At 70.2% G+C, this 24,539-nt stretch carries 20 protein-coding genes; 4 read left to right on the top strand and 16 right to left on the bottom strand.

Annotated elements, in window-relative coordinates; translation table 11 throughout:
- Positions 1-2 precede the first annotated feature (2 nt).
- The 7 genes from FCI23_RS05215 to FCI23_RS05245 all read right to left on the bottom strand — a co-directional run bounded on the left by FCI23_RS05215 (position 3) and on the right by FCI23_RS05245 (position 7,884).
- A complete protein-coding gene (locus FCI23_RS05215) occupies positions 3-1,259 on the bottom strand; it encodes a nucleotide sugar dehydrogenase (protein ID WP_136722231.1) in 1,257 nt (418 codons plus the stop codon).
- On the bottom strand, positions 1,259-2,029 hold the full coding sequence (locus tag FCI23_RS05220; protein WP_136722232.1) for a WecB/TagA/CpsF family glycosyltransferase: 771 nt from the start codon (positions 2,027-2,029) through the stop codon (positions 1,259-1,261). Before FCI23_RS05220 ends, FCI23_RS05215 begins: the two co-directional genes overlap by 1 nt.
- Positions 2,026-3,180, bottom strand: coding sequence for a hypothetical protein (locus tag FCI23_RS05225; protein ID WP_136722233.1), 1,155 nt, complete (start codon positions 3,178-3,180; stop codon positions 2,026-2,028). Before FCI23_RS05225 ends, FCI23_RS05220 begins: the two co-directional genes overlap by 4 nt.
- 257 nt (positions 3,181-3,437) lie before the next feature.
- Entirely contained in the window at positions 3,438-4,037 is a 600-nt protein-coding gene (locus tag FCI23_RS05230; protein ID WP_136722234.1) for an acyltransferase, read from the bottom strand.
- Between the two features lie 379 nt (positions 4,038-4,416).
- Complete coding sequence (locus tag FCI23_RS05235) at positions 4,417-5,361, bottom strand: SMP-30/gluconolactonase/LRE family protein (protein ID WP_136722235.1); 945 nt, start codon at positions 5,359-5,361, stop codon at positions 4,417-4,419.
- Positions 5,362-5,677: 316 nt separating this feature from the next.
- Positions 5,678-7,435: an MFS transporter gene (locus FCI23_RS05240; RefSeq protein ID WP_136722236.1), complete on the bottom strand. Its 1,758-nt coding sequence runs from the start codon at positions 7,433-7,435 to the stop codon at positions 5,678-5,680.
- The gene (locus FCI23_RS05245; protein WP_136722237.1) at positions 7,435-7,884 is read right to left on the bottom strand and encodes a MarR family winged helix-turn-helix transcriptional regulator; all 450 of its coding nucleotides are present in this window, start codon (positions 7,882-7,884) and stop codon (positions 7,435-7,437) included. The genes FCI23_RS05240 and FCI23_RS05245 overlap by 1 nt, the downstream gene beginning before the upstream one ends.
- Before the next feature lie 244 nt (positions 7,885-8,128).
- On the opposite strand from FCI23_RS05245, the gene FCI23_RS05250 reads away from it, so the two are divergent.
- Together FCI23_RS05250 and FCI23_RS05255 are read left to right on the top strand one after the other, a co-directional pair.
- Entirely contained in the window at positions 8,129-9,070 is a 942-nt protein-coding gene (locus tag FCI23_RS05250; RefSeq protein ID WP_246143362.1) for an NmrA family NAD(P)-binding protein, read from the top strand.
- 391 nt (positions 9,071-9,461) lie between these two features.
- Positions 9,462-13,535, top strand: a complete 4,074-nt coding sequence (locus FCI23_RS05255; protein ID WP_136722238.1) for a discoidin domain-containing protein — start codon at positions 9,462-9,464, stop codon at positions 13,533-13,535.
- 25 nt (positions 13,536-13,560) lie between these two features.
- On the opposite strand, the gene FCI23_RS05260 is transcribed toward FCI23_RS05255, so the two are convergent.
- The 4 genes from FCI23_RS05260 to FCI23_RS05275 form a co-directional block, all read right to left on the bottom strand.
- Complete coding sequence (locus FCI23_RS05260; RefSeq protein ID WP_246143364.1) at positions 13,561-14,376, bottom strand: COG4705 family protein; 816 nt, start codon at positions 14,374-14,376, stop codon at positions 13,561-13,563.
- 138 nt (positions 14,377-14,514) lie between these two features.
- The gene (locus FCI23_RS05265) at positions 14,515-14,820 is read right to left on the bottom strand and encodes a DUF4387 family protein (protein WP_246143365.1); all 306 of its coding nucleotides are present in this window, start codon (positions 14,818-14,820) and stop codon (positions 14,515-14,517) included.
- A 22-nt stretch (positions 14,821-14,842) separates the two neighbouring features.
- On the bottom strand, positions 14,843-15,886 hold the full coding sequence (locus tag FCI23_RS05270; RefSeq protein WP_136722239.1) for a Gfo/Idh/MocA family oxidoreductase: 1,044 nt from the start codon (positions 15,884-15,886) through the stop codon (positions 14,843-14,845).
- A gap of 77 nt (positions 15,887-15,963) precedes the next feature.
- Complete coding sequence (locus FCI23_RS05275; RefSeq protein ID WP_136722318.1) at positions 15,964-16,764, bottom strand: TIM barrel protein; 801 nt, start codon at positions 16,762-16,764, stop codon at positions 15,964-15,966.
- A 199-nt stretch (positions 16,765-16,963) separates the two neighbouring features.
- On the opposite strand from FCI23_RS05275, the gene FCI23_RS05280 reads away from it, so the two are divergent.
- Positions 16,964-17,989: a LacI family DNA-binding transcriptional regulator gene (locus FCI23_RS05280; protein WP_136722240.1), complete on the top strand. Its 1,026-nt coding sequence runs from the start codon at positions 16,964-16,966 to the stop codon at positions 17,987-17,989.
- Positions 17,990-18,383: 394 nt separating this feature from the next.
- Here the strand turns inward: FCI23_RS05280 and FCI23_RS05285 are convergent, their stop codons facing one another.
- The 5 genes from FCI23_RS05285 to FCI23_RS05305 form a co-directional block, all read right to left on the bottom strand.
- On the bottom strand, positions 18,384-19,028 hold the full coding sequence (locus FCI23_RS05285) for a 4'-phosphopantetheinyl transferase family protein (RefSeq protein ID WP_136722241.1): 645 nt from the start codon (positions 19,026-19,028) through the stop codon (positions 18,384-18,386).
- Complete coding sequence (locus FCI23_RS05290) at positions 19,025-19,873, bottom strand: metallophosphoesterase family protein (protein ID WP_136722242.1); 849 nt, start codon at positions 19,871-19,873, stop codon at positions 19,025-19,027. The genes FCI23_RS05285 and FCI23_RS05290 overlap by 4 nt, the downstream gene beginning before the upstream one ends.
- 312 nt (positions 19,874-20,185) lie before the next feature.
- Positions 20,186-22,270 (bottom strand): xanthine dehydrogenase family protein molybdopterin-binding subunit, encoded by a 2,085-nt coding sequence (locus tag FCI23_RS05295; protein WP_136722243.1) that lies wholly within the window; start codon positions 22,268-22,270, stop codon positions 20,186-20,188.
- The gene (locus FCI23_RS05300) at positions 22,267-23,286 is read right to left on the bottom strand and encodes an FAD binding domain-containing protein (protein WP_136722244.1); all 1,020 of its coding nucleotides are present in this window, start codon (positions 23,284-23,286) and stop codon (positions 22,267-22,269) included. The genes FCI23_RS05295 and FCI23_RS05300 overlap by 4 nt, the downstream gene beginning before the upstream one ends.
- Positions 23,283-23,798 (bottom strand): 2Fe-2S iron-sulfur cluster-binding protein, encoded by a 516-nt coding sequence (locus FCI23_RS05305; protein WP_246143369.1) that lies wholly within the window; start codon positions 23,796-23,798, stop codon positions 23,283-23,285. The genes FCI23_RS05300 and FCI23_RS05305 overlap by 4 nt, the downstream gene beginning before the upstream one ends.
- A 216-nt stretch (positions 23,799-24,014) precedes the next feature.
- On the opposite strand from FCI23_RS05305, the gene FCI23_RS05310 reads away from it, so the two are divergent.
- Positions 24,015-24,473, top strand: a complete 459-nt coding sequence (locus FCI23_RS05310; RefSeq protein ID WP_136722246.1) for an SRPBCC family protein — start codon at positions 24,015-24,017, stop codon at positions 24,471-24,473.
- The last annotated feature ends 66 nt before the right edge of the window (positions 24,474-24,539 follow it).

Consider the following 24,539-nt stretch of genomic DNA (forward strand, 5'->3'; position numbering starts at 1 on the left):
GTTCAGAGCACCTCGATCGTCGGTCCGGACAGTCTCCGACGGCAGTCGAGGACGAAGGGCGCGTGCTCGGTGACGAGTTCGTAGTCGAAGGCGTCGTGGTCGGTGAGCAGCACGACCACATCGGCGGCGGCCAGCTCCTCCTGCGTCGGTTCGACCCGCACCAGCCGGGCGTCCATCGGCAGGCTCTCCACCACATGCGGATCCGCCGCCCTGACCTGGGCCCCCATGTCGAGCAGAAGCTGCGAGATCCGCAGCGCCGGCGATTCGCGGGCGTCGCCGGTGTTCTTCTTGTATGCCAGGCCGAGCAGCAGCACGCGTGAGCCGTTGACGGAACGGCGCCTGGCGTTGAACGCGTCCATGACGCGGCGCGTCACGTACTCCGGCATGTGGCTGTTTATGTCGTTGGCCAGCTCCACGAAGCGGAAGCTCTGGCCGAGTTCGCGCTGCACCCGCCAGGACAGGTACGACGGGTCGATCGGCAGGCAGTGGCCGCCGACACCCGGGCCGGGCGTGAACCTCATGAAGCCGAACGGTTTGCTGGACGCGGCGTCGATGGCCTGCCACACGTCGATGCCGAGGTGGTGCGCGAACATCGCCATCTCGTTGATCAGCGCGATGTTGACGTGCCGGAAGGTGTTCTCCAGCAGCTTGGCGAGTTCGGCCTCCTTCGGCGAGCTCACCGGCACCGTGGTGTCGACGAGTTCGTCGTAGAAGGCCCTGACGGCCTTCAAGGACTCCGTGTCGACGCCGGACACGACCTTCGGCGTCTCCTTGAACCCCCATACGGCGTTCCCGGGGTCGATGCGTTCCGGGCTGTAGCCGAGGTGGAAGTCCGCCCCCGCGGTCAGTCCCGAACCGTCCTCCAGAATCGGCGCGAACAGCTCCTGGGTGGTGCCGGGATACGTGGTCGACTCCAGGACGACCGTCGCTCCGGGGCGCAGGTAGCGGGCCAGCGTGCGGGCCGATTCCTCGATGTAGCGCAGGTCGGGCACGCCCTCGTGCAGCGGGGTCGGTACGGTCACCACGGCGACGTCGAAACCGCCGCAGTCCCGGGCCGATTCGCTCGGGCGGTACGCCCCGCGGTCCATGGCCTCGCGGATCCGTGCGGAGGAGACGTCCTCGACGAAGGACTCCCCGGCGGCGAGGCTCTTGACCCGCCGCGCGTCCACGTCGTAGCCGATCACCTCGTGCCCGACCTCCGCGGCGCGAATGGCCAGCGGCAGTCCGACGTATCCCTGTCCTACCACGACGACGCGCATCAGTGTCTCCTGTTCGCCGGGCCGGTCGACGGTGTGAGGCGGATGAGCTCGCGCGCTGTCATCAGGAGGAAAGCGGCGTTGGTGGTGAGATAGCGCCGGCCCAGGCGGCGCGGTTCCTGCACTGCGCGGTAGAGCCATTCGGCTCCCAGACGCTGCCAGGACTCGGGCGCCCGCCGGGTGATTCCGGCCAGGATGTCGAAGGAGCCGCCGACGCCGTGCACGACCTTGGCGCCCGTGCGCTCCCCGTAACCGGCCGTGAAGATCTCTTTCTTGGGCGATGTCATGCCGAGGAACAGCATCTGTGCACCGCTGTCGGCGATCGCGCCGGCGACGGCCTGCTGCTCGGAGTCGTCGAAGTAGCCGTTGCGGCTGCCGGCCACGTTCAGATTCGGGAAACGCAGGGCGACCTGGTCCAGCATCAGCTCCAGCACCTCCTCCTTGGCGCCGAGGAAGTAGACGGACATGGCGGCCGATTCGGCCGCGGCGAGCAGGCGCATGAACAGGTCGATACCCGCCACCCGTTCCGGCAGGGGCGCGCGCAGCACTCGGCCCGCCCACACCACCGCCTGCCCGTCGGCGAGGACGAGGTCGCATCCTGCGACCGCCTGCGCGAGCCTGGGGTCCCGCCGCATGTTCACCAGCTTCGCGGCGTTCACCACCCCGATCTCCAACTGCTCCCCGTTCCGCACCGCGTCGAGGCAGCGCCGCACGGTCTCGTCCAGGGTCAGCGGGTCCAGCTCGACACCGAAGAGGACTTGACGTCGCGTCATATTCGACCCCCGAGCCAGGCGAACAGCATCCAGCCGAACTCGTACGGCCGGCACTCGCGGTCCAGCGAGGCGGGGCGGAACAGCCGGTCGAGGGGCCCGAGCCGCAGTCCGGGCGCGACCCGGGTGCCGATCCCGCGGGCGGCGCGGACCGCTTTCTTCGGGTCGCCGCGATAGACCTTGCGCCAGGTCACCCCCGGCTCGTCGAGGATCATCGACTCCGGAGCCGCCGCGAGTTCCGGTACGTCCGCCATCCAGCGCAGCCCGCTGCGGATCGACGCGCCGAAATCGGTGCCGCCGGCTTCAGCGAGGTCGAACAGGGCGGTCGGGGCCATCGCGTGCTGGTGGACGCTGTAGACCGGATAGCCCTCCACGACACCCCCCGTGCGGGCGTCGTAGTGCCACCACCACTGCCCGCCGTCACCTTGGAGGGCGCAGATGCGCGCCGCGCAGGCCTCGGACGCGGCCAGAGCCTCGGGGTCGCCGCCGCTCGCGTGCGCGCGGGCCAGCGCCTGGAGCGGATAGGTCTGGTCGGCGAAGCAGCTCACATGCGCCCGGTACCAGGGCACCAGCCCGGGCCCGGTGGCGTGGGGGAACAGCGGGCCGTCCCCGATCCGGGCCCGCAGCAGGCGGTCGCGGGCTGAGCTGAAACGATCCTCCACATCCACCGCGCCACGGGCCGCCGCCAGCGCGGACAGCACCCAGGCCGCCTCCACCGTGTACCGGGGCCCGCCGTCCTCGTCGAGGGCCGCGACCCGGGCGAGCGCGTCGGAGAGCTTCGGGTGTTCGGTCTCGGCGGCGGCCCAGGCGATGAGCGCCGCGTCACCGAGATTCGTCACCGCGGGCAGCCGCTCGATCAGCAGGCCGGTGAAGTCCTCGGCGGTGTGACCGCCGAGCACGGCCCGCTGCCTGTCCTCGGGAAGGAAGCGGGCGCCCAGCGCGGTGATGGCCGCATAACGGGTGCTGGTCCCGCGCTGCTCCAGGCTCCAGGAGCCGTCGGGCGCGGCTTTCGCCGTCCGCGTGAAGACGAACGTGTCAGCGCCGGCACGGTACATCGCGGGCAGTCCCGCTTCGGCCACCGCAAGCAGCCGTGTCGCGAGAGCGTGCAGTAACGGTTCGTCATGGGCGAGAGCCGTCAGACGTGTGATGGTCATCGTTTTGGCACACCAACCCCCCTGGGTCGTTCCTGGTCAGACTTGCGGTCGTCGCGGCACGGAAGACCGTGCCGAGTACCCATCCGATGACGCGCGACCCGCGATCCCCCCTACGGCGCGTCGGCCGCAGGCACAGGTGTCCCCACCCCTGTAACCCCCAACCCCCACTGTGCACTACTGCTCTGTCTGCTCAGTCTGCACGTTTCGCACACACGATATGCCTTTGAATGTTCGAAGATTGGCGTTTTGAGGAAACGTCAGCCGCGCTCGACGAGTTCGCCGTCCTTCTCCTCGTACAGCGCGCCGGTCCCCGGGCACTCCCACACCCCCGGCTCGCCGTCGCGCTCCACCAGCCGTACCCCGGCCCGCCCGACCCAGCCGATCCACCGCGCCGGCACACCCGCCACCAGAGCGAAGTCCGGCACGTCCCGCGTCACCACGGCACCCGCCGCGACCAGCGCCCAGCGGCCCACGCGCACCGGCGCGACACACACCGAACGGGCCCCCAGCGACGCACCCTCGGCAACGCTTACGGCGACGGCCTCCCAGTCGTCGCCGCCCTTGCGCCGGCCGTCCGGAGTGACCGCACGCGGGTGGTGATCATTCGTCAGCACCACGGCCGGTCCGACGAACACGCCGTCGGCCAGTTCCGCGGGTTCGTACACCAGTGCGTAATTCTGCAGCTTCACATTGTCGCCGATCCGCACGCCCGGGCCGACATAGGCGCCCCGGCCGATGTTGCAGCCGCGGCCGAGCCGGGCTCCCTCGCGGATCTGCGCCAGCTCCCAGACCGAGGTCCCCTCGCCCACTTCGGCGGTCTCGTCGACCTGGGCCGTGGGTTGAATCCTGACACTCACAGGCGGACCTTTCCGGAGAAGTGCACGTGCTGTGAAGGCAGAGCATAGGGGGTCGTTGCGGACATCGGACCCAACCGTGCGACAACGACCGGCCGAACACCCCGGCGACGCCCGGCCGGAACCGGATTGACCTGTGTATTCGGGCGGGAAGACAGTAGATCCGAGTGGCCGAAACAGATCGCCATCGTGACGGGCACCCAGCTCGGCACCTTCTTCATGGCGTTCCACTCGGCCCGGGGCCCGCGGCTGGGGTAGAACGAGCCGTTCTCGTTCAACGCCATCGACATGTCGTGATGCGCATGAGCCATCGCTGATGGCGGCCGTCCCCGGCCCCGCCGCGGGGGCCGGGGACCGGGGACGGCCGTACTCGGTACCGCGATCAGTGAGCGATGCGGGCGAGGAGCAGATTCGGGTCGTTATGGGTGAAATACGCCCCGTTCGTCACGTACACGGTCTTTCCGCGCACCGCGACAGAAGTCGGGTTGGACAGCCCGTCCTGCGCGGTGAGCACCGTCTGGTGCGTGCCGTCGGGGTTCACCAGGGCGACGGAGTTCGCGAAGTTCTGCGCTGCCAGGACCGTGTCGCCCTGCCCGACGAAGGTGAAGTCGTCGATGCTCGTCAGGCCCTCGGCCTGCGTCGTGACGGCACCCGCGGTGCCGTCCGCGCCGATCGGGATACGCAGCAGGGTGCCCTTGTCGGTGTTGCTCACCCAGACCGCACCGTCGTGCACCTTGATGCCGTTCGCCCCGAACCCGGAAGAATGCGTGGCGGACGGCTGAAGGGCCTCGCCGCCGGCCCACAGGGACGTCGCGCCGCTCCTCAGCGACACCTTCCACACCGTGCCGGTGGTGGAGTCGGTCGCGTAAAGGGTGTCATGGCGCCTGTCGAGCGCGAGGCCGTTGACGACCTTCACGTCGGGGAGAGCGGCGACCTGCTCGGGGGTGCCGCCCGGGGGGATGCGCCAGACGCCGGACAGGCTGCCGGCGTTGTAGTTGACGTAGAGAGTGCCGTCGGCGGCTCGCACGATGCCCGACACCGTCGCGGTGCCCGAGGCGGGGGCGGGCAGCGTCGCCAGTATCGACGTCTTCCCGTCCGGGGTGACCCGGGCTATCTGCCTTGCCCCCTTGAACGTGACGTCGGCCGCCCCGTTGGGCTCCAGGGTGATGTTCTCCGGCTGCTGCAGGGTGGTGATGTCGAAGTGAGCGACCTCCTGCGCCTGGGACAGCGGGGCGGTGGACGCGAAGGCAGGGGCGATCGCTTGCGTGGTCGCGAGTCCGGCGACCGCGATGGCGCCCAGCAGCGTCGTGCGACGGTGGCGAAACATGTACTTCTCCAAGGATCAGTTCGGAAGGAGCCGGGAGAACGCCGGACGGGGAGAGATCCGAAGCGGTCGCAGGGTGACGGCGGAGCGGACGTGCCCCGCGCTGTCCGGTGGCGCCGCTCCGGGGGCGCCGGTCCGGAAAGACTGACCGTCTGCTCGTCGCACCTGCGCCCTTCGTTCTCACGCGGGTACCGGGCCGTTCCTTCAGGCCGACCGCATGCTCGCACGCGTACCTGTGCGCTTCCTGGCACGCCCGGCCGCCGGCGGGGCGTACCGCTGCTTGACGGGCCACTGGACGTCCATCACGAGAAGACGTCCATCAGGAGGAGGGCGCTTTGCGCCATTCCGGCTGTCCCTTCCCCGGGTCCCCTGAGCTTCCCGGGCCATCCGTCCTGCCCGATGCGGCCTTGTGGTGGCGGCCGCGCAGCACCGAGGCGAGCGCGGCGACCAGGGCCATCGCCGTGGCCACGCTGAAGACGGTGACGAGCCCGTGGTGGAACGGCCCGGAGACCAGTTCGGGGAAGAACCGCGTCCCGGTCAGGGTGCTGACGTTGTGGCCGGGCAGTGTGCGCAGCACCCCGCTGGGTGCGAGCAGATGGCTGATCGGGTTGTTGCCGAGGAAGGTGGCGAACAGCGTGCTCACCGGCGGCAGCGCCGCCACCTCCCCGGCTGTCCCGGCGGGCACCCCTTGTCCTTGCAGGCCGCTGCTCAGCGCATGCGGCAGCGAGCCGGCAAGGCCGGAGATCATCAGCGAGAACGACAGCCCGATCGACAGGGCGGTACCCGAGTTCTGGAACGTCGAGCGCATGCCCGACGCCACCCCGCGCTGTTCCGGCGGCACGCTGCCCATGATCGCTGAAGTGTTCGGGGCGGAGAACATCCCCTGACCGAGCCCGCTGAGCAGCAGCAGAGCCGCGAACTGGGGGTAGGAGAAGTCCACCGGCAGAGCGAGCAGGCCGACGAACGCGACGGCCACCAGGATCAGTCCGCTGGTGGAGAACAGCCGCGCGCCGAAGCGGTCCGACAGATAGCCGGACACCGGGCCCGCGACGAGGAACCCGACGGTCAGCGGCAGCATGAAGACGCCGGCCCACAGCGGGGTGCGCTCGAAGTCGTAGCCGTGCAGCGGCAGCCAGATGCCCTGCAGCCAGATGATCAGCATGAACTGCAGTCCGCCACGGGCGATCGCGGTGAGCAGCGCTGCCAGATTGCCGGCGGCGAAGGCGCGGATACGGAACAGACCGAGGCGGAACATCGGCTCGGCGATCCGGGTCTCGGCGAAACAGAACACGGCGAGCAGCAGCACACCCGCGCCAAGTCCGCCCAGCACCCAGGGGTTGGTCCAGCCGGTCGGATGGCCGCCGTAGGGCTGGATGCCGTAAGTGATGGCGGCCAGGAGCGCGCCGGCACCGCCGGTGAAGGTGATGTTGCCGGCCCAGTCGATGCGGCCCGGCTTGCGGGACCCGGTCTCGCGCAGACTGCGGTACGACCAGATGGTGCCGACCACGCCGATCGGGACGCTGACCCAGAACACCGCGCGCCAGTCGATGGTGGCCAGCAGACCGCCGGCGAGCAGCCCGAGGAACTGGCCGGCCAGCGCGGTGATCTGGTTGATGCCGAGGGCCATGCCGCGTTGCCGGGCCGGGAAGGCATCGGTGAGGATGGCCGCCGAGTTCGCGGTCAGCATGGACCCGCCGACGGCCTGCACGATCCGGAAGCCGATCAGCCACAACGCGCCGCCGCCGCCCTTCAGCGGATCGAGCGAGAGGGCCAGCGAGGCGCAGGCGAAGATCGCGAAGCCCATGTTGTACATCCGGACCCGGCCGAACATGTCGCCGATGCGGCCGAGCGAGACCACGAGGACGGCGGAGATCAGCAGATAGCCCAGGATCATCCAGAGCAGGTAGCCGATGTTGCCGGGGGCGAGCGGGTCGAGACCGATACCGCGGAAGATCGCCGGCAGGGAGATGATCACGATCGAGCTGTCGATGGTCGCGATCAGCACGCCGAGTGTGGTGTTGGAGAGCGCGACCCACTTGTAGCGGTCGCCGACCGCGCCTTTCTCCTGTCCGGCCATCACAGCCGCTCCGCGAGCCGGTCGAGCAGCGGCAGGACCGCGAGCAGCTTGCGCCGCTCGGCGGGGGTGAAGTCCTCGTCGAGGACCACGGTGAGGCGCTGGACGGACTCCGAGCGCCGGTCGATCAGCACCTTGCGGCCGGCGTCCGTGACCGTCATCACCGCGCGGCGGCCGTCGGCGGCGTCCTGCCGGCGGCGTACCAGAGCGCGCTCCTCGAGCGTGGCGAGGGTGGACGCCATGGCCTGGGGGCGTACCCGCTCCAGTTCGGCGAGCGATCCCGGGGAATCCGCGCCGTCGCGACTCAGGCGGGCCAGGACGGACACCTCGGAGAGGGTCACGTCACCCACGGCGTGGGTCTGTCGCAGCCTGCGGGCGATACGGGCCACTGCCAGCCGGAGCGCTGCTGCGGTCCGGCTGGCGTCGTCTGCTGATGTTCCGGTCTCATCCACAAGTACTAAGTATAGGCTTATCAATCCACCGTAACTAAATCGGACCGTCGGATGGCGGCCGCACCCCGGCGGGCCCGCTCGGCTCGGGAGGCCTCGGACCCGAGGGACGCAGCCGGCAGGCCAGGCGGCTCGGCCGTAGCGGTGATGGCCGGCCGGGTCGGGCGACCGTACGGTGCCGGACTGCGCCGATGTCGGGATTCACGCGGTATACCCAGTGTTATGGCGACCGGCTGTCCTGAATCCCATGTTTATTACTGAGGAGAAACTGATGTCCCGTGAGTGGCCGATTCTGGTAACCGGTGCCGCAGGGAGCGTTGGAGCGGTCGGCCGGATGGTGGTCGAAATCCTGCGCCAACGCGACCTGCCCGTTCGTGCGCTTGTCCATCGCGAGGACGAGCGGGCCGAGGCGCTGCGTGCTGTGGGTGCCGAGGTCGTGGTCGCCGATCTCACTCGCGGCGCTGATGTCGTCCGCGCGATGGACGGCTGCCGGCGCATGTACTTCGGCATGAGCGTGTCCGCATCGTATGTGGCGGCAACAGTCACCGCAGCGGCCGCCGCTCGCGCGCAGGGGAACATGGAAGTACTCGTCAACATGTCACAGATGACCGTGTCGCAGATGAGCCTGACAAGTACGACGGAATCAGCGCAACAGCGGCTGCACTGGCTCGCCGAACAGGTCCTTGACTGGTCCGGCCTGCCCATCGTGCAGATCCGGCCGACTGTTTTCCAGGAGAATCCACTTTTCACGGCTTTCGCTGCCTCATCGATCGCGAAGGAGGGCACGATTCGGCTGCCCTTCGGCTCCGGCCGTACCTCACCGGTCGCGGCCCGTGACGTCTCCGAAGTGGTCGCGACTATTCTCGCGAACCCTTCTTCGCATATCGGGAAGGTCTACGAACTGACCGGGCCGCGATCCCAGAACCTGACCGCGATGGCGGCGGAGTATTCCGAAGCGCTGGGTCGCCCCGTCACATACGTCGACGTCCCCTACCAGCAGTGGCTTGACCAGGAGTTGAGCGCCCTCGGGCTGCCCGACCATGTCTTCGAGCACATCGCCACCATGGCGCGCCTGCACTCGGAAGGACGCTATGACCGCGTGACGCATGACGTCGAGCAGATCATTGGAAGGCCGGCGTCAAGCGTGCGCGATTTCGTCGCGGACAACCCAGCTCTCTTCCAAAGCTGAATAATTACTCGGCCATTTAATCAGCCATTTACTCAGCGCTATGCGGTCGCCCTGCCGCCGAACAGCCGGGGCACCCCCAGCGGGGAGGTGGCGATCGTAGTCACCGGCCTGCCCAGAGCGGCCTGGCGACATCCCAGAGCCTGTTCCGGGCCGCCCGATCAGAGGTCACCCGACAGGGTCTGAACCGGACCCGGCCCTGCACGGCCGTACGGCCCTGCACCGGCCGGCCGGCGCGCGACGCGATCCTGCCCCCGCGCGCCCCCGTTCGGAACGGACATCGCGGCAGCTCTTGACAGAAGCCGGAAGGGACTAAAGCCTATGGCAACGTTGTCAGGTGAGGTATGCAGGCCCGCCTGTTCTGCTGGGCTCAGCTGGATTGGATCAGTTGCACATGTGGAATCAGTCGCCTCGCCCCTCCCGTAGGTCTGTTGTCTCCGCCGCCTCAACCCTGCTCGCGGGCTTCGGCCTGGGAGTCACGCTTCCCTCGAGCAGCTACGCCGCCGGGCCCCCGGCGGCGGGAGGCGCGGCCTGGCAGGGCGAGCTCGCCGCCTACCGCCCGATCGCGGTGTCGTCCACGGACTACGCCCCCACGCCGGGCGAGTTCGTGGTGGACAAGCTCAGCTCCGTCGGTGTGCGGGGCACCGGATGGCGTGCCGCCGACGGAGATCCGCAGTGGATCTCCGTCGATCTCCAGGCCGACTGCGAGGTCGAGTCCGTCCGTCTGACGTTCGAGGCCACGGCGAGCGACCCGGCCTTCGTCCCTTCCTCCGGCGGCAACCCGCGCGACAGCACGACGGGCCAGGAGATCCTGTCCAGCTGCGCGGTGGACTTCGTCATCGAGACGTCCCGGGACCACCACTCGTGGACCACCGTGCACCGGACCACCGCCGGCACCGGTGGCGTCGTGGAGATCACGTTGGCCACGTCGGTCACCGCGCGCTGGGTGCGGATGACCGTAAGCAAACGCTCCAACGCCAACCCACTGGGCCTGAACGGTTTCGAGGTGTACGGCACGGCCAGCGGCCTCCGGCCGGCGGCCACGGGCTGGACCGACTGGGGGACCCACGACCACCAGCCGCCCGAGCTCGAGGTCGCCGCCGACGGCACGGTGCCGCTGGAGTCGGGCTGGACCCTGACCATGGACGACTGGGCAGGCGGAGAGGGTGCGGAACTGTCCCGGCCGGCGGTGGACACCAGCCGCTGGCTGCCCGCCACCGTCCCCGGCACGGTCCTGGCCTCGCTGGTGGACCAGGGCCACCTGCCGGACCCGGTGACCGGCCTCAACAACCTCCACATACCCGAGGCCCTGTCGCGCCATTCGTGGTGGTACCGGCGCGGCTTCCGCCTGCCGCGCGGCCTGCGCACCGGCTCCGGCCGCCACATCTGGCTGGAGTTCGACGGCGTCAACCACAAAGCGGACATCTGGCTCAACGGCCGGCAAGCGGGGGGTCTGACGTTCCCCTTCGCCCGCTCCGCCCACGATGTGACGAATCTGCTGGCCGCCGGCGGCGAGCAGGCCCTGGCCGTGAAAATAACGCCGATGCCCTTCCCCGGCAGCCCCGGTGACAAGGGGCCGGCCGGCCTGTCCTGGGTGGACGCCGGCGCCCCCATGATGAACCGCAACTCACCGACCTACCTGGCCTCCTCCGGCTGGGACTGGATGCCGGCCGTGCGCGACCGCGTCTCCGGCATCTGGAACCATGTGCGACTGCGCTCGACCGGCCATGCGGTCATCGGCGACCCCCGGGTGGACACCAAGCTCCCCGACCTGCCCGACACAGGCAGCGCCGAACTGACGATCGTGGTCCCGGTGCGCAACGCCGACTCCTCCAGCAGACAAGTGACCGTCTCCGCCTCGTTCGACGACGTGCGGGTCTCCCAGTCCGTCACGGTGGCGGCCGGCGAGACGGTCGATGTCACCTTCGCCCCCGCCGCCTTTGGGCAGCTGCGGCTGCGGAACCCGAAACTGTGGTGGCCCAACGGCTACGGCAATCCCGACCTGCACGAGCTGACCCTGGTCGCCGCTGTCGACGGCGGGGAGAGCGACCGGCGCACCACCCGCTTCGGTATCCGCCAGTTCGGCTACGAGTACGAGGTGCCGCTGCCCTTCGGCGCGAGCACCGACGCGTACACCCAGTCGGTGTCCCTGGGAGCGCAGAAGGCCCAGTACGTGCGGGTCAGGTGCCTGACCCGCGCCACGAACTGGGGTTCGTCGCTGTGGAGCCTGTCGGTCCTCGACAGCGCCTCGCCGGGCACCGACCTGGCGCTGCACAAGGCGGCCACCGCCTCGTCCGTGGACGATCCGTCGAACCAGGCCGCCAACGCCACCGACGGCGACCCGAACACCCGTTGGTCCTCGGCTTTCGAGGACGACCAGTGGATCCAGGTCGACCTGGGCTCGTCCGTATCCTTCGACCGGATCGACCTGACTTGGGAGCAGGCGTACGCCAAGACGTATGTGGTGCAGGTGTCGGGGGACGGCTCGACCTGGACGGACGCGAAGTCCGTGGACAACTCCGCGGTGCCGCTGCCGTTCAACGGCGGCGACGCCAGCCTGCAGACCGAGGACTTCACCGCCCGGACCGCCCGCTACGTACGGATCAGCGGCGGCGCCCGGGCGACCAGTTGGGGCAACTCACTGTGGACCCTGTCGGTGATCGACAGCAGCAAGCCGGGCACCGACCTGGCCCTGCGCAAGACAGCCACCGCCTCGACCGAGGATTCGTCGAACCCGGCCGTCAACGCCACCGACGGCAACCCCAACTCCCGCTGGTCGTCGGAGTATCTGGACAACCAGTGGATCCAGGTGGACCTGGGCTCGTCGCAGTCCTTCGACCGGGTCGTCGTCGTGTGGGAGGCGGCGTACCCGAAGACGTACGTGATCCAGGCGTCCGAGGACGGCGCGACGTGGACGGACGTGAAGTCCGTGGACAACACGCCGGACCCGTTGAAGATCAGTGTGAACGGCGTCCGCGTCTTCTGCCGCGGCGGCAACTGGGGCTGGGACGAGCTGCTGCGCAGGATGCCCGCCGCCCGGATGGACGCGGCGGTGCGGATGCACCGCGACATGAACTTCACCATGATCCGCAACTGGGTCGCATCCAGCAACCGGGAGGAGTTCTTCGCCAGTTGCGACGAGCACGGCCTGCTGGTGTGGAACGACTTCCCCAACGCCTGGGCCATGGACCCGCCGGACCACCAGGCCTACAACGACCTGGCCAAGGACACGGTACTGCGGTACCGCATCCACCCGAGCGTCGTCGTCTGGTGCGGCGCCAACGAGGGCAACCCGCCCTCGGCGATCGACACCGGCATGCGGGACGCGGTGCAGTCGCAGGTACCCGGGGTGCTGTACCAGAGCAACTCGGCGGGCGGCTTCATCAGCGGCGGCGGCCCCTACGGCTGGATCGAGCCGGAGCGCTACTACTCCCCGTCCACCTACGGCAGCGGAAGCTTCGGCTTCCACACCGAGATCGGCATGCCGGTGGTGTCCACGGCCGAGAGCATGCGCAGCCTCGTCGGCGACGAGCCGGAGTGGCCGATCGCCGGAGCCTGGTACTACCACGACTGGAGCACCAGGGGGAACCAGGCCCCGCAGAACTACCAGGCGGCCATCGAGACCCGCCTGGACACCGCTACCGGGCTGGACGACTTCGCCCGCAAGGCGCAGTTGGTGAACTACGAGAACACCCGCGCGATGTTCGAGGCGTGGAACGCCAACCTGTGGAAGGACGCCAGCGGCCTCATGCTGTGGATGTCCCATCCGGCGTGGCACAGCACGGTGTGGCAGACGTACGACTACGACTTCGACGTCAACGGCACCTACTACGGGGCCCGCAAGGCGTGCGAGCCCGTCCACGTCCAGGCGGACGCGGTGAACTGGCAGGTCATCGCGGTCAACCACACCCCGCAGGCACTCACGGGGGTCACCGTCACGGCCCGGGTCCTCGACCTGGCCGGGCGGCAGCTCGCAGCCACCCGGAGCGCCACGGTGGACGTCGCCTCGTCCGCCACCACACAGGCCTTCACCGCCGGCTGGACGAAGGACCTGCCGGACTTGCACCTCCTTCGGCTGAGCATGGCGGACGGCCGGGGGAACGTCCTGTCGGAGAACACCTACTGGCGCTACCGCGAAGCGGCCGACATGAAGGCGCTCAACAACGCCAAGTCGGTGAAGGTCTCCGCCGACATCGGCCAGGTGACCCGCTCGGGGGCCCGCCGCGCACTGACCGCCACGGTCCACAACCGCGGCTCGGCGGTCGCGGCGATGGTCCGACTGTCGCTCCTGGACGACAGAGGCGGCAAGCGGGTGCTGCCGACGCTGTACAGCGACAACTACCTGTGGCTGCTGCCCGGTGAGTCACGGACCGTCACGCTCTCCTGGCCCGCCGAGGCGCTGCCCTCGGGCCGGCCGGCCCTGCGGGTGGAGGGTTACAACGTCCCACGGACAGTGGCACGGGCGTAGGGCCTGTCCGGAGGCCGCGCGGCGGTCAGAATCGGTTGACGCGGTCGGACGACCGCGTCGACCGGTTGTCCTGCTCCGGCTCCGGCTGTTGTCCGTGCGGTACGGCGCCCCGGCCGCGCTGCTGCCACACCGTGCGGGCGATCAGCGCGGCGAGCACGGCCGCGAGCACGAGGGACGAGCCGATCGTGCCGTATCCCAGGCCGCCCTTGGTGGTCGGCTTGCTGAAGAAGTCACCTACGGTCGCCCCCAGCGGGCGGGTGAGGACGAACGCCAGCCAGAACAGCAGAGTGTTCGGGATCGCAGTGGCGTACTTGGCGACGAGCGTCAGCAGCAGCACTCCGCCGATCAGCAGCGCTCCGCCGGAGTAGCCGAGCCCGGAGTCGTCGGCCAGGAAGTCGCCCAGCGAGGTGCCCAGCGTGTTCGAGAACAGGATCGCCGTCCAGTACAGCAGCTCGCCGCCGAAGGTGCTGATCCGCACGACGTCAAAGGAGTGCCCGCTGAGTTTCCAGACCGCGAACACCGCGCTCAGCCCGGTGATGAGAACCAGCGCCCCCTTGGCGTAGCCGAGTCCGGCGGTGCGGTTCATGAAGTCCGAGATGGTGGTGCCGGCTGTGCTGGTGGAGAGGATCACCGTCCAGTACAACGCCGGGTGGAACGCCCGGGCCCGCAGCTGGATCACCAGACTGACCAGGAAGGCCCCGATCAGGATCAGTGAGCTGACCAGGTATCCGACGTTCATGGTCTGGGCGAGCAGATCGCCACCCGTCTCGCCCAGGGTGGTGGCCGCGATCTTCATGATCCAGAACGTCAGGGTGATCTCAGGGAGTTTCTTGGTCGTCACGCCGAGGAGCGTAGATCACCCAACGTGAAAACTATCTGACTTTCTGTTGCCAATCGCTGGCGCGCCGATCCAAGCCCGATCCGGTGCGGAGCAAGCGGCCCGTGCCTTGGCGCCTGCATGAGGTGACGCGGGAGGCGTCTACCGGGTGCCCGGGCAACGGGTGTGGTCAGGTGGTCGGTGCCGGGACTTCGAGGTCCACCAGGGGGCGTACTGCTGGCCGCCGTAGCTGTCGCAGTCGGCGAGGTCGCCTTGGCGGACCGGGCGCGGCATGGAGACCTTGATGGCCTGGGCTCGGTCGTGGTGAACGATCAGGATGCGGTCGGGGTCGGCTCCGTAGAGAGCCCGGATCGAAGCTCTGATCGCCGAGATCGCCCCGGCGCCCTGATGCGGATCCGGCGCCCGCTCCATGCCGCTGTCCGGGCCTCGCCGTTGATCGCCTGTCACCGACGGGCTGTGTCCGGCGGGCTCATTGCTCCTTGAGCTCGTCGATCAGGACCGGGCTGTTGGTGGTGATCGACTGGACGGCGGCCAGGGCGATGGACAGGGCGGCGCGGGCGTCTTCGCCGGTGACGGCGGGGGTGGTTCCGGTGCGGACGCGGGTGGTGAAGTCGGCGAGTTCGGCGACGTAGGCGTCGTGGAAGAGGTCCTGGTCGTAGGTGACGCACTCGGCGGCGATGCCGTCCGGGCCGTAGGAGGTCAGGTGGGTGCGGCGTACGTCGCCCATGGTGAGCATGCCGGCGGAGCCGAAGACCTCACCGCGTACGTCGTAGCCGTAGACGGCCTGGAAGTTGGCCTCGGCGGTGGCGATGGCGCCGTTGTCGAAGCGGACGGTCACCACGGCGGTGTCGAGCAGGCCGCGGTCCTTGAAGTCGGGGCGGACCAGGGCGTCCGCCATGGCGAAGACCTCGACCGGCTCGGCGCCGGGGTTGAGGTAGCGCAGGGTGTCGAAGTCGTGGATGAGGGTCTCCAGGAAGATCGTCCACGGCCGGATGGGGGCCGGGTCGGCCAGCTTCGGGTCGCGGGTGAGCGAGCGCAACAGCTGCGGAGTGCCGATGGCGCCGGAGGCGACCTTCTCGTGAGCGGCCCGGAAGCCGGCGTCGTAGCGCCGGTTGAAGCCCACCTGGAGCGCGACGCCCGCCTGGTGGGCGGCGGTGATGGCGCGATCGGCGTCGGCGAGGGTGACGGCCATGGGCTTCTCGCAGTAGACCGCCTTGCCCGCCCGCGCAGCCGCCTCGACGAGATCGGCGTGGGTGCGGGCCGGGGTGGCGATGACCACCGCGTCGATCTGCGGGTCGGCGAGCAGTTCGCCGATGTCCGTCAGCGCGTTGGGGCAGCCCAGCCGGTCCGCGAGGCGCTGCGCGGCACCCGGGGCCGGGTCGGCGACGGCGGCGAGCCGGGCCCCGGGGATGCGGTGGGCGAGGCTTTCGGCGTGGAAGGAGCCCATCCGTCCGGCGCCGACAAGACCGACGGCGAGAGGCTGGCCGGGGGTCCCGGCGGGAAGGGTGGTCATGAGCGTTCTCCGTACGTCGTTGTCAGGGGCAGACGGTGCGTGGTCAGACGGTGCGTGGTCAGAGGTGGTCAGATTGATCAGTGATCAGAGTGATCAGAGGGGGTGAAAGCGGAACGGAAGCGCTCCAGCGCCAGGTCGTCGGCACCGGAGGACCATGCCTCCATCGCGACCGTTCCGTCGTAGCCGAGGTCCGCGAGGGTGCGGGCGACTGACGGGTAGCTGATCTCCCCGGTGCCCGGCTCGTGGCGGCCGGGCACGTCCGCGACCTGGATCTCACCGATCAGGCCCAGGCCGTGCGCCCGGCGGACCAGTTCGATGAGATTCCCCTCGCCGATCTGCGCGTGGTACAGGTCCAGATTCATCCGCAGGCCCGGCCGGTCCACGGCCGCGACCAGGGCCAGGGTGTCGGCGGCCCTGGCGAACGGCACCCCGGGGTGGTCGACGGCGGTGTTGAGGTTCTCCAGGGTGAAGACGACCCCGGCGCTCTCGCCCAGCTCAGCGATCCGGGTGAGCGTGCGATGGGCGGCGATCCACATCGGACCGGTGGCCTCGCCGGCCACCGGTACCCACGGCAGGCCCTTGTCGTCCAAGCCGGTGCCGTGCAGGTTCAGCCGGGGGCAGCCCAGCCGCTCGGCCGCCTTGACCGACTCCTCGGCGGTGCGCAGCAGCTCCGCCGCCCCCTCCTTGTCCGTCAGGCTGCCCCGGATGTAACCGGTCATCGAGGAGAACACCGCCCCGGTGTGCTCCAGCGCGGCCAGGTCGTGCCGGGTCCAGTCCCAGATCTCCACCTGGAAGCCCGCCTCGTGGATACGCCGCGCCCGTTCCTGGATCGGCTGGTCCAGGAAGACCATCTCGGCGCAGACCGCCAACGTGTACATCGCCACACTCGCTCTCTCCGACTAGAACGTTCTAGTCAACCGAGTCAGTAGTACGCCATGCCCTCACTGGTCTGTCAAGAGTCCGGGCCCCAGTGACTAGAACGTTGCAGTGCCCTGGAGCAGCCGCTGCGCGTTTGGTCTACGCTTTCCGACCAGAAGGAGCCCCCACCAGAAGGAGCCCCGAGCAGAAAGGCCACCGGTGCCACCGACCCCTGCGGGCCCGGACGGAAAGCGGCCCACGCTCGCCGACGTCGCGGCGCGGGCGGGCGTGTCCACGGCGCTGGTCTCCATCGTGATGCGCGGCGCCAAGGGCGCGGGCGCCACCACCCGCGAACGGGTCCTGGAGACCGCACGGGAGATCGGCTACCGGCCCGACGCCCGGGCCCGCCTGCTGCGCAGCCGCCACTCGCGCCTGCTCGGCGTACAGTTCGGCCTCCAGCATCCGTTCCACACCGACCTGGTGGAGGGCCTCTATGCGGCGGCCGAACCTGTCGGCTACCAGATCGCCCTGAGCGCCGTCGCCCCCAGCCGCAGCGAACAGCGCGCCGTGGAAACCCTGCTCGCCGACCGCTGCGAGGCCCTGATCCTGCTCGGCCCGCAGGCCCCCGCCGCGCGACTGGCGGAGTTGGCCGGCCAGCTGCCGGTCGTTTCGATCGCCCGGCGGCTGCGACCGTCCTCCGGCCGGGTGGACGTCGTGCGCACCGCCGACGACGAAGGCGCCCGCCAGGCCGTCGACCACCTCGTCGCCCTCGGCCACCGTGACATCGCCCACATCGACGGCGGCAAGGCCCCGGGTGCCGCCGACCGCCGTCGTGGCTACCGCATCGCCATGACCCGTCACGGCCTGGCCGGCCACATCCGCGTCCTGCCCGGCGGACTGACCGAGGACGACGGCGCCGCAGCCGCCCGCACCCTGCTCGGCGCCCGCCCCCGCTCCACCGCCGTACTCGCCTTCAACGACCGCTGTGCCACCGGCGCCCTCGACACCTTCCTCCGCTCCGGAGTCCACGTCCCCGCCGAGATCTCCGTCGTCGGCTTCGACGACAGCCGCCTGGCCCGCCTCGCCCACATCGACCTCACCACAGTCGGCCAGAACATCCCGCGCCTCGCCGAGTTGGCAGTGGGCCGGGCCATCGCCCGGCTGGAGGGCGAACCGGCACCCGAGGGGGAGATCGTCATCGCCCCGCACCTGGTCATCCGCGGCACCACAGCCACAGCTGCCTGACGGTGTCGCTCCCCTGTTCGCGAGGACCCCGCTCGCTGGGTGGCCCGCGGATCGACGGCCTCAGCCTTCGCTCCCCTGAATGCCCTTGCACCGGGGCACACGCTGGTTATCCCGACAGTCCACTACCCACTACAGGTACCTCTTCGACTGGAACTGACCGCATGCGGGATGTGCGTCGCCGCCCAGGACGCGAAGGCGTCGATCAGCGGCTTCCGGCCTCGGGGGATGACCAGTGCGTCCAAGACCGTTCGGGGCCGGGCCGGGCCGTGCGCAAGCGCGCGGCGCGCCGGCCGCCCGCACCGGCCGGGACCGGGCGTGCCTTGCCGATGCGGGCCTGGGCCCGGCGGATCGTAGCGCCGAAGTACGGCAGTTGCCCGGTGTACGGACTGTCCCGTCAGGTGTGGGCCAGCGTGATGGCCGTCATCAGCACCCCGTCGGTGGCCAGCCATTGGCCGGTGAATCCGGGCGGAATGCCTGGCGCGCTGGTCAGCAGGCGAGCGGTGAAGGTGCCGTCCGTCCGCAGCGTGATGTCCGCCTCCTCGAAGCCGAGCCAGCGGTGGGTGAGCGGGAACCACGTCTTGTAGACGCTCTCCTTCGCGCTGAACAGCAGCCGGTCCCAGCAGACTCCGGGAGAGGTGCGGCGCAGTTCGGCGTCGCGGCTCAGCTCGGTGTCCAGGGCGATGGAGCGGTGCACACCGTCCGGCAGCGGCTGGTTGGGTTCGGCGTCGATGCCGATGCCCCGTAGCGCGGCGCGGTTCGCCACGGCAGCGGCGCGGTAACCGTCGCAGTGGGTCATGCTGCCGACAATGTGGGCCGGCCACTGGGGGGCGCCGCCTTCGCCGGGAAGGATCGGCGCGGGCGGCACCCCGAGTTCGGCCAGTGCCCGGCGGGCACACCAGCGTACGGTCGCGAACTCCCGTCGTCGCTTGTCGACAGCCCGGTGGATTATCGCTTCCTCGGCGGGGAAGAGCCCGGCGTCCGGCGGGTCGTCGAACGACTGGACCGAGGTGACCTGTGCCGGAAGAATTTTCTCGATCATCCGTCCTCGCCCGGGAGTACGCGGCGCAGCCCTCGCGGACCACCGTACTTGCGCCACTCACGCGGATAGCCGAGTGAGACCTCCACGAACGGCACCCCGTCGAGCGACATGGTCCGGGGGATGTGGAGGTGGCCGTAGACGACCACGGCGGCGGCGTATTTGAGGTGCCAGTCAGCGGTCCGCTCGGTGCCGCACCACATCGCGAACTCGGGATAGCGCAGCACCCGGGTGGGCTCCCGGACCAGGGGGAAGTGGTTGACCAGCACGGTGGGCAGGCTGGTGTCCAGGGCGGCCAGCCGTTGTTCGGTGAGCTCCAGCCTGGCCCGGCACCAGTCGTCGCGGGTGGGGTACGGGTCCGGGTGCAGCAGCATCTCGTCGGTGCAGACCACGCCGGTCTCGTACGCCTGGGCCAGGCCCGCCGTCTTGGTCCGCGTGCCGGCCGGGAGGAAGGTGTAGTCGTACAGCAGGAAGAGCGGGACGATGGTGACCGGGCCGCCGGCCCCCCGCCAGACCGGGTAGGGGTCTTCCGGTGTCACCACGCCCAGCCCGCGGCACAGTTCGACCAGATGCTGGTAGCGATGCGCGCCGCGGAGCTGCACCGGGTCGTCCTTCGGGGTCCACAGCTCATGGTTTCCGGGCACCCAGACGACCTTCTCGAAGCGGCGGCTCAGGGTGCCCAGCGCCCATTCCACGTCTTCGGCCTTCTCGCCCACGTCTCCGGCCACCAGCAGCCAGTCCGAGTCCGACAGCGGGCGCATCTTCTCCACCAGGGCCCTGTTGTCGGGATACGCGACGTGCAGATCGCTGATCGCCAGCAGTGAGCCGGCGCTCGTGCCGAGAGCCATTTCTCCCCTTCCGAGCCTGCCGTCCGGTGATGCGGGAGCACCCCCTGGCGGGAGCGGTCCCGTCCGAAACCGAGCCGGCCCGACCTCACGCGTTCGCCGGCCCGGGCGAGACGGATCACGCGGCGGGGCAGGCTTCCAGAACTTGGTCGTCGGCCAGCAGGATAGCCCGATGGAGGTCATGTAGGGCAGGGCAGGGTAGGGCAGGGCACGGCTCGAGCCCCGGTTCGTCGACGAGTGTCGTCCGCACCGAGTGACAGACCTTCAGAGCATCGGCCCCGGCGCCCGGCGCCCGCCATCGCGTGGCCGCCACGATCACCGAATGGCACGCAGCAGCGTGTCCGGACGCAGAGGCAGGTCGCGGACGCGGACGCCGGTGGCGTGGTGGACGGCGTTGGCGATGGCGGCGGCGGTGCCGACGATGCCGATCTCGCCGAGGCCCTTGACGCCGAGCGGCCCCAGGTGGGGGTCGTCCTCGTCGATCCAGTGGGCCTCGATGCCGCGGACGTCGGCGCAGGCGGCGAAGTGGTAGGAGGCGAGATCGCGCTCGGCGAAGTCGCCGAAGGCGGGATCGAGGTGGCTGTCTTCGAGGAGGGCCATGGACAGGCCCATGGCCATGGCGCCGACGAGTTGGGAGCGGGCGGTACGGGGATTGAGGACCCGGCCGACGGCGAAGACCCCGAGCAGACGCCTGACACGGGCCTCGCCGGTTTCGGTATCGACCTGGACCTCGGCGAACTGCGCGCCGAAGGCCTGCTGGGCGTACTTGCCCTCGGCGGCGTTGATGTCGTCGGTCGTGTCCGCGGTCGCGGAGGTCCCGCCCCGGGGGATGGCGTCGAGCAGCGCCCGGCAGGCCTTGACCACGGCCCAGGACCAGGAGGCGGTGCCGTGGGAACCGCCGGCGAGCGGGGCGGCGGGGAGGTCGCTGCGGCCGATCTGGATGCGTACGCAGTCCATGGCTACGCCGAGAGTGTCGGCGGCGGCCTGGGCGAGCACGGTACGGGCGCCGGTGCCGATGTCGCTGGCGTTGATCCGTACGGTGTAGGTGCTGCCGTCGGGCTCGACGCGGGCCTCGGCCGTGGAGGGGACGGCTCTGGCGGGGTAGGTGGCGGCGGCGACGCCGGTGCCGGTCAGGAGCGGGCCCTGGCGGCGTACCGCGGGTCGCGGGTCGCGGTCGTGCCAGCCGAAGCGGAGGGCGCCTTCGCGGAGGCATTCGGCGAGGTGCCGGCTGCTGAAGGGGAGTCCGGAGTCGGGGTCGGTGGCGGTGTCGTTGCGCAGCCGCAGTTCGACGGGGTCCAGGCCGGCGGCGAGCGCGAGTTCGTCCATCGCGGATTCCAGGGCGAACATCCCGGGGCACTCGCCCGGCGCGCGCATCCAGGAGTTGACGGGGACGTCGAGGAGCGTGACGCGGTGGGTGGTGCGGCTCGCGGGGTGCGCGTACAGGACGCGGGTGGAGATCGCCGCCGCCTCGACGAATTCGGACACGGTCGAGCTGTGGGTGACCACCTCGTGGCAGACCGAGGTGAGCCGGCCGTCCCGGTCCGCGCCGAGCCGGACCCGCTGGATGGTGGGCGCCCGGTGGCCGGTGATCGCGGGGAGGCACTGACGGGGCAGTACGAGCTTGACCGTACGGCCGGTGTGCCGGGCGGCCATCGCGGCGAGGACCACGTGCTGGCGGGGGGTGCCCTTCGACCCGAAGCCGCCGCCGATGTGCTCGGAGATGACGGTGATCTGCTCGGGCGGGATGCCGAAGAGCCCGGCGAGGGTCTGCTGGACGCGGGTGGAGCCCTGGTTGGAGTCGTGCACGGTGAGCCGGTCGCCTTCCCAGACGGCGACGGAGGCATGCGGTTCCATCGGGTGGTTGTGCAGCGGCGGGATACGGTACGTGGCCTCGATCCGGACGGGTGCGGCGGCCCAGGCGGCTTCGGCGTCCCCGCGTACCCGGTCGGGTGGATCGCCGACTCCGATCTGCTCCGGTGTGTGGAGGCCCGGGTGGTCTTCGGTCAGCGTGACGTCGTGCGGCTGCCGGGCGTACTCCATCTCCACCGCGGCCGCCATCGCGCGGGCCGTCTCCAGGGTGTCCGCTATGGCCAGCGCCACGATCTGGCCGCGGTAGGAGACCTGCGGCGACTGCAGGACGGCGAGGTCGGGTTCCGCGTCGGGGGAGAGGCGGGGCGCGTCGGCGTGGGTGAGGACGGCCAGCGCGCCGGGGAGCGAGAGGGCGGCGGCGGTGCGGACCGCGGTGATCTCCCCCTTGGCGACGGTGGCCGGGACGGGCCAGGCGTAGCGCGTCCCCGGCGGGGTGTGGTCGGCGGCGTAGCGGGCGGCGCCGGTGACCTTCTCGCGGCTTTCGATGCGGGCTGCCGGGGCGCCGAGGGCGGGGCGGGAGGTGGTGGTCATCGCGGCGCTCCTTGGGCGTGGGCGACGGAGCCGACGGGGCCAGTGAGATCGGTCAGCAGTCGTACGGTCAGATTCCGCGCCAGTGTGACCTTGTAGCCGTTGTCGCGCAGCGGCCGGGCGGCGGCGAGCTCCGTGTCGGCCGCCAGCGCGAAGTTCTCCTCCGTCGCGGGGGCGCCGAGCAGGAACTCCTCGGCGGCGCGGGCCCGCCACGGCTTGGCGGCCAGCGAGCCGTAGGCGATCCGTACGTCCCGTACGACACCGCCGCGGACCTCGATCGCGACGGCGGCCGAGGTCAGCGCGAAGGCGTACGAGCTGCGGTCGCGGACCTTGCGGTAGACGGAACGGGCGGCGATGGGCAGGGCGGGCAGCTCGACCGCGGTGATGAGCTCGCCGTGCTTCAGGACCGTGTCGCGCTGCGGCTCGTTGCCCGGCAGCCGGTGGAATCCGGTGAGCGGGACCTTACGTTCTCCGGCCGGGCCCAGCAGGTGCACCTCGGCGTCGAAGGCGGCCAACGCGACCACCATGTCGCCCGGTTGGGTGGCGACGCAGTGCCGGGAGGTGCCGAGGACCGCGAGGTCGCGGTGGATCCCCTCGATGGCGGGGCAGCCGGACCCGGGCCGGCGTTTGTTGCACGGCTTGCTGGTGTCCTGGAAGTACAGGCACCGGGTGCGCTGCAACAGATTGCCGCCCACCGTGGCGGCATTGCGGAGCTGTCCGGAGGCCCCGGCGAGCACCGCTTGCGACAGTGCCGGGTAGCGCTCGCGGACCAGGGGGTGGGCGGCGAGGTCGCTGTTGCTCACGAAGGCGCCGATGCGCAGGCCGCCACGACCGGTCTCCTCGATCCCGCCGAAGGACACCCCGGAGATGTCGACCAGGACGTCGGGGGTCTCGACCCCCAGCTTCATCAGGTCGACCAGATTGGTGCCCCCGGCGAGATAGCGGGCCTGCGGGGACGCGGACACGGCGGCGACGGCGGCTTGCGGGTCGGTGACCCGCTCGTACCGGAAGGGCTTCATCCCGCCACCTCCCGCACTGCCCCCACGATGTTGGGGTACGCCGCGCAGCGGCACAGATTACCGCTCATCCGCTCCCGTACCTCGGCGTCGGACAGCGACGGGGCCTCGCCGGGCGGGGTGGCGTGGCTGGGCCAGCCGTCGGCGGCCTCGGCCAGTGCGCCGATGGCCGAGCAGAGCTGGCCCGAGGTGCAGAAGCCGCACTGGAAGGCGTCGTGGTCGATGAACGCCTGCTGGAGCGGATGCAGCTCGTCCCCGTCGGCCAGGCCCTCGACGGTGGTGACCTCCGCGCCGCCCAGGGTGACGGCCAGCAGCAGGCAGGCGTTCATCCGGCGGCCGTCGACCAGGACCGTGCAGGCGCCGCACTGGCCGTGATCGCAGCCCTTCTTGGGGCCGGTCAGGCCAAGGCGCTCACGCAGGGCGTCCAGCAGGGTCGTGCGGTTGTCGAGCAGCAGGGTGCCTGGCACTCCGTTGATACGCAGGGCCACCGCTGTCGCGGGGATGTCCGGATCCACAGCGTCACTTCCTCTCGGCGGGCCTGCCGGTCGGTCGGTCGCCTGTCGGGCGGTTCCCCCTCCTGAACACGGTAACGAGATGTGGCGGAACCGGCCCGCCGAAATCCCGCTTCTGCCCGCTGGGGCCGATTTCATTGCACGTTAGGCAAGCGGCAAACAGGGAAGACGGACGAGAGGTCGGAACATGCCGACGGACACAGCAGAGGAGAGACCACGATGAGCACCGTGCGGGAATCCATCAACGTCGACGTCCCGGTCACCACGGCCTACAACCAGTGGACTCAGTTCGAGGAATTCCCGACGTTCATGGAAGGCGTCGAAGAGATCACCCAGGTCGACGACAAGCGCAGCCACTGGAAGACGCGTATCGCGGGCGTCAAGCGCGAGTTCGACACCGAGATCATCGACCAGTTCCCCGATGACCGCATCGTCTGGCGCACCACCGACGGCGAGACCAGCCAGCGTGGCGTCGTCACCTTCCAGCCCCTCGACGAGGCGCACACCCGCGTCAACCTCGCGGTCGAGTTCGAGCCCGAAGGTATGGCGGAGAAGGCTGCGGACGCCCTCAACATTGTCGACCGGCGGGTCAAGGGCGACCTGCGCCGCTTCAAGAACTACATCGAGGAGCGCGGCGGTGAGACGGGCGCCTGGCGAGGCCGGATCAGCCCCAGCTGAGGCTGCGGCGGAGCGCGCTTCCGACGGCCGGCGCAATCCTCGAGAAGAGGATTGCGCCGGCCGTCG

This window comes from Actinacidiphila oryziradicis (assembly GCF_005047355.1).
In the GTDB taxonomy this organism is placed as follows: Bacteria; Actinomycetota; Actinomycetes; order Streptomycetales; family Streptomycetaceae; genus Actinacidiphila; species Actinacidiphila oryziradicis.